Source organism: bacterium, assembly GCA_021372775.1.
Taxonomy (GTDB): domain Bacteria; phylum Acidobacteriota; class Polarisedimenticolia; order J045; family J045; genus JAJFTU01.
The window spans coordinates 1-4,091 of record JAJFTU010000191.1; the positions used below are offsets into that span (position 1 = coordinate 1).

Here is a 4,091-nt window from a genome sequence, read left to right on the forward strand (position 1 = left end):
GAACGTCGGCGGGCTCGTCGGAACGAAGGTCGATCTCGCCGTCTACGTGGACGTCAACCGCAACGGCGTCCTCGACGCGGCGGACTATCCCGTCTTCTCCGTCGTCGTGGCCGACAACGGCGCGGCGGGGCCGAACGTCCCGGTGGACGCGAACGGCGCCGTCGGCGCGGTGAGCGCGCGGCTGCGCTCGTTCACGCCGTACAACTTCCCCTACACCGCCGGCCGCTACGTCGTGCGCGCGACCGACGAGGGAAACGGGACCTTCGCCGACGCGGCGCTGACGATCGTCGCCGCGGCCGAGGCGCAGAGCGTCCAAGGCCAGGTCGCGACCGCGGCCGGCGGCGCCGTCCCCGGCGCGATCGTCACGCTCCTCGGGATCAACGGGAACTGCGCCGGCACGTCCCCCTCGGCGATCGCCGACGCGTCGGGGAACTTCGCGCTGCAGGTCCCGGCGTCGTTCGACTCCTGCGGCCGCCGCCTGCTCCTCGCGTACAAGCCGGGGTACGTCACGCCGCTGTCCGGCCAGCCGCTGCTGACCTTCCGCGGCGGCGACGCCTACGTCGCCCAGACGACGATCGTCGCGGCCGGAAGCGTCAACGTCTCCGGCCACGTCTACTTCCGCGGAACGACGACGCCGATTCCCGGCGCGCTGATGACGGCGAGCGGCAACGCCGCGGGCAAGACGACGTCGGCGATCGCCTTCACCGACTTGAGCGGGGCCTACACGCTGCCGCTCGTTCCCGGGACGTGGAACGTCAGCACCGGCAGCGACGAGCATCTCGCCCTGCACGGCGCCGTGGGGGTCAACGCGCGGAAGAACGTGACCGTCGCCGCGACCGCGATCGCCGGCGTGGACTTCGGCGTCGAGGCGCCGAACACGATCCTCTCCGGCGCGACGACGGACGCCGGCTCTCCGGCCGCCGCCGGCGTCGCGCTGAAGGCGCAGAGCGCCTACTGCAGCGGGAAGTTCTATTCGACCGTCGCGCGCACCGCGGCGGGCGGCGCCTACACCGCCGCCGTCTACGTTCCGGCCTCCTGCGGCGCCGGCCAGACCTCCCTCGCCTACCAGATCGCGCCGGCCGAGCCGGTCTTCGACAAGGTCGTCGCCGTGCGCACCGTGAGCGCGGCCGCCGGCGGCTCCTACGACGCGCCGATCGCCTTCATCGCCCCGACCCGTTCCATCGCCGGCAAGGTCTCCGACGTCCAGGGCGCGGCGGTCGCCGACGTGTGCATGGAAGCGACGAGCGGCACGACCGACGGCTGGTACTTGGCGCGCGCCAAGGTCGGGTGCGACGGCGGCTACGCCTTCCCGGCCCTCGACGGGACGTGGACGCTGCAGCCGGGAACGTCGGTCCGCTCGCCGAACTACTCCTGGGTCACCGAGCAGTCGTTCGACCGCGCCGTGACCGTCTCCGGCGCGAACGTGGACGGCGTCCGCTTCGTCCTCGGCCCGCAGATCCTCGATCCGACGATCGTCGGCGTCGAGGAAAGCGCGGCCAAGGCCGGCGGCCAACTGCTGCTCCGCGTGCAGGGGCTCTACGCGACGACGGACGCGACGATCGACGGAACGACGTACCCCGGCGCCGTGACCGTCTCGCGGCTCGATCAGGGACGGGTCGCCGTCGCCCTGCCGGCCGGGCTGCCCGCCGGAGCGCACCGGATCGCGGTCGTCGATTCCGTGCTCGGCGCCGTCTCCGCGCCGGCCTGCTTCGCGACGACCGCCCCCGCCTACGCGCCGGTCTGCACGATCGGCGGAACCGTCCGCGACGCCGGCGGCGCCGCGCTGGCCAACGCCGCCGTCGTCGTCCTCGACGCGACGGGAAAGTCGCCGCTCTGGGCGACGACGACGGACGCCAACGGCCAGTGGTCGGCGGGGATGCCGCGGAACGCGAGCTACTTCGTGCAGTACCTCGCGCCGCAAGGCGCCGCGCTCTCCTCCGCGGGCGTCGGCCCGGTCGCCTGCGCGACCGGCCTGACGCAGCAGCTCGCCGCGGCCTACAACGTCGTCGGAACGATCGAGAGCAGCGACGGGAAGTCGGTCTCCGGCACCGTGGTCACCGCCGAGGGCGCCGGACAGAGCGTCTCCGCGGTCGTGCCGTGGAGCGACACCGGCTATACGCTGCCGCTGACCGCGGGCACGTGGACGATCAGCTACCAGCCGCCGATCGGCGGCCGCTACCTCGGACCGGCCCCGACGACGATCACGGTCGGCGGGGACACCACTCTTCCCTACGTTCGGATGACCGCGGGGAACCTCGTCGCCGGGCAGGCGACGCGCATGGACGGAAACGCGCGGGCGACGAAGGTTCGGGCGCACCGTCGCTCCGACGACGAGACGGCCGGCGGCACGATCTCCGATTCCTGCACCGGCCGCTTCGCGCTCGCCGTGCCGGCGGGCGAGTACTCGCTCGAACTGATCAACCAGCCCGACGACGGCGCGACGGCGCGCGTCGAATGGGTGAACGCGTCGAACGGCGACGTCGCGGCCGACTTCCCCTTCCCCGCGGCGACCGCCGCGCCGCTGCAGCTCGACGGCTCGAGCCTGCGCGTGACCGGCGACCTGCAGGCCGGGCTGAAGGTCGGCGGCGCCTTCCACTTCTTCGCCGAGAACGTGCCGGCGACCGGCGCGCCGCAGTTCGTCTTCTCGGACGGGCGCGGCGGAGACGTGGTCGCGAACGACCTCGTCGTGGACCGCGCGCGCGGCCTCGGCGCGGGCATCGTCCCGCCGGGCGCGACGAGCGGCCCGGCGTCGTTCAGCGTCGGCGGCGTCGTCTCCGCGCCGGTCCTCGCCGACATCGTCCCCGGCGCCGCGCCGGCTCGCCCGTACACCTTCAGCGGCACGGTCGTGGACGCGGCCAACAACCCCGTCCCGAACACCGTGCTGATCCTGATGGCGCAGGATCCGGCGAACCCCGACTGCAACGCCGATCCGCAGCTCGTCGGGTTCGGCGTCGCCGACGCGTCCGGCAACTTCAGCCTGCCCCACGCCGGCGGCAACCTGATCCTCGCCGGCCTGCCCCCGGTCTCGACCGGCCTCCCGGCCAACTACATCGTCGTGCCGGACGCGACCGGCGACGTCGCGGGCATGCCGTTGACGCTCGACGCCGGCACGACCTACACGATGCGCGTCGTCCAGGGCTCGCCCGCGACGCCGGTCGCCAACGCCCGGGTCCGCCTCGACGGCCTGCTCTTCGACACGCGCCTTTCGGCGGCCGACGGCACGGTCTCGTTCCCGATCTGGGGCGGGCAGAACGTCGTGGTCGTCGGGCCGGCGAAGAGCCGCCTCGCCGCCGCCTCGTTCCAGGTGGACGGGTTCAACGGGGCGTCGCTCGGCGACGTCCCGCTCGCCGCCGGGATCTTCGTCTCCGGCCGCGCGAACGACGCCGACGGCGCGCCGCTCGGCGGGGCGCGCGCCCGCACGCAGCAGGCCGACGGCAACGCCGAATACGGCGAGGCGCCGACGGAGCTCGGCGGGATCTACTCCGTCGCCGCGGCGAGCGGCGCGGCGTTCTACCTCGAGCTCGACCCCCAGCGCGACGATCTCGGCCGCATCCAGGCGCGGCACGACGCCGCCTCGCACGACCTCGTCCTCTACCCCTCCGCGCAGTTCGCGAGGGCCGGCTTCATCGCCGGCCACGTCCGCGCCGCGGAGAACGGCGCGGCGATCTCCGGCCTCGAGCTTTCGGCGATGACCGGAACCGGCCCGTCGTCGTCGAGCGTCGGCTGGGCGCGGAGCTGCGACAACGGCTACTACGCGATGAAGGTCGCGGCCGGGCCGACCATCCTCGGAACTTGGGACCAGAGCGGCGCGCGCGCGCAGACCTGGGCGCCGGGCGTCTTCTGCGACGGCAACGCCCAGCCGGTCCCGGTCGCGCCGGGCGCGACGACCACCGTCGACTTCTCCGTCCCGCTCAACGCGGCGATCGCGGGCAAGACGATGCTCTACCGCAACGCGGCGTCCAACATGCTCGTCTGCGCCACGGGCGGCCCGCTCGAGAACGGCTGCGCGCGCTGCTCCAACGGCCCGACCGGCGACGACGGCGCCTTCTCGATCAGCGTTCCCGCGGGCGCCGGCTACCGCCTCGAAGCCT

The 4,091-nt window shown here is 73.8% G+C and carries 1 protein-coding gene; it reads left to right on the plus strand.

Going from position 1 to position 4,091, the window contains the following annotated elements:
• A partial coding sequence (locus LLG88_06480) for a hypothetical protein (GenBank protein MCE5246552.1) occupies nt 1–4,091 on the plus strand: 4,091 nt, incomplete at both ends.